The sequence below is a fragment of the Bradyrhizobium sp. PRIMUS42 genome (assembly GCF_023006515.1).
In the GTDB taxonomy this organism is placed as follows: Bacteria; Pseudomonadota; Alphaproteobacteria; order Rhizobiales; family Xanthobacteraceae; genus Bradyrhizobium.
In genome coordinates, this window is the sequence record NZ_JALBGZ010001080.1 from 1 (window position 1) to 1,496 (window position 1,496).

1 protein-coding gene and 1 pseudogene are annotated in these 1,496 nt (G+C 65.4%); both read left to right on the forward strand.

The window, feature by feature from the left end:
• On the forward strand, positions 1 to 908 hold a 908-nt coding region (locus MOV75_RS37755), incomplete at its 5' end, for a GMC family oxidoreductase (protein ID WP_247007954.1).
• 25 nt (positions 909 to 933) lie between these two features.
• Positions 934 to 1,496 (forward strand): annotated as a pseudogene (locus MOV75_RS37760) (hydroxymethylbilane synthase); the annotation flags it as partial.

A 1,496-nucleotide genomic window follows, 5' to 3' on the forward strand; every position in this document is an offset into this window, starting at 1 on the left:
GCGTCGAATATCGGCAAGGCGCGCAAACCCGCCGCGCCCGGGCCCGCAAGGAGATCGTGCTGTCGAGCGGAGCCTACAACTCGCCGCAGCTGCTGCAGCTCTCCGGCGTCGGTCCCGCCGATCTCCTGCGCAAGCATGGCATCGATGTCGTGCTGGACGCGCCGGGCGTCGGTCACGACCTCCAGGACCACATGCAGGTCCGCATCGTGATGCGCTGCTCGCAGAAGATCACGCTGAACGACACCGTCAATCATCCGCTCCGTCGTACCATGGCCGGCGCGCGCTATGCGCTGTTCCGTAAGGGTTGGCTGACCATCGCGGCCGGCACCGCGGGCGCGTTCTTCAAGACCAGCCCGCGGCTGGCCTCGCCTGACATCCAGGTGCATTTCCTCCCGTTCTCGACCGACAAGATGGGCGAGAAGTTGCACGACTTTTCCGGCTTCACTGCGTCGGTCTGTCAGCTCCGTCCCGAAAGCCGCGGAACCTTGCGCATCAAGAGCGCCGATCCGAGCGTGCCGCCGGAAATCCGCATCAATTACATGTCGACCGAGACCGACCGCACCACCAACGTCGAGGGCCTGAAGATCCTGCGCCAGATCCTGAATGCGCCGGCGATGAAGCCCTTTGTGGTCAGCGAGTACGACCCCGGCGCGAAGGTATCCACGGATGCCGAGCTGCTGGATTATTGCCGCGAGCGCGGCAGCACCATCTACCATCCGACCTCGACCTGTCGTATGGGCAATGATGCGCTCGCCGTGGTTGACCAGCGGCTGAAGGTGAGGGGCCTTGAAGGCCTTCGCGTCGTCGACGGCTCGGTCATGCCGGACCTCGTGTCCGGGAACACCAACGCGCCGATCATCATGATCGCCGAAAAGGCTTCCGACATGATATTGGAGGATGCGCGGTAATCTCGCGCAGTGAAAGGACGACAGCTTGGCTATTCGACTTCGGATCGGCACACGCAAGAGCGCGATGGCGCTGGCACAGACGGAAGAGATCGCGCGCCGCCTGACCGCCGCTGTGCCCGGTCTCGACGTCGAGATCGTCAAGTTCGACACCACGGGCGACCTCGACCAGACCAGCAAGCTGTTGCCCCATGGCGGCAAGGGCGGCGCCTTCGTGGCGCAGATCCGCGCTGCCGTGCTGTCGGGCGAATTGCAGGCGGCGATGCACTCGCTGAAGGACATGCCGGGCAACGAGGACACGCCGGGCCTCGTCATCGGCGCCACGCTGTCGCGCGATCCTCCTGGTGATGCCCTGGTGCTGCGCGACGGCGTGACATGGGAAGCGCTGCGTCGGTCAGGTGGCAAGGGGTTCAAGATCGGCACCAATGCCGTGCGTCGCGCGGCCTATGCGCGCAGACTGTTTCCCGACGTCGAGGTGATCCATTTTCGCGGCGCGGCCGATACGCGCGTGCGAAAACTCGACAATGGCGAGATGCAGCGCCTGCCGGATGGCGGCGCCGTGGGCCCGGCCGACGCGCTGATCATGGCGCG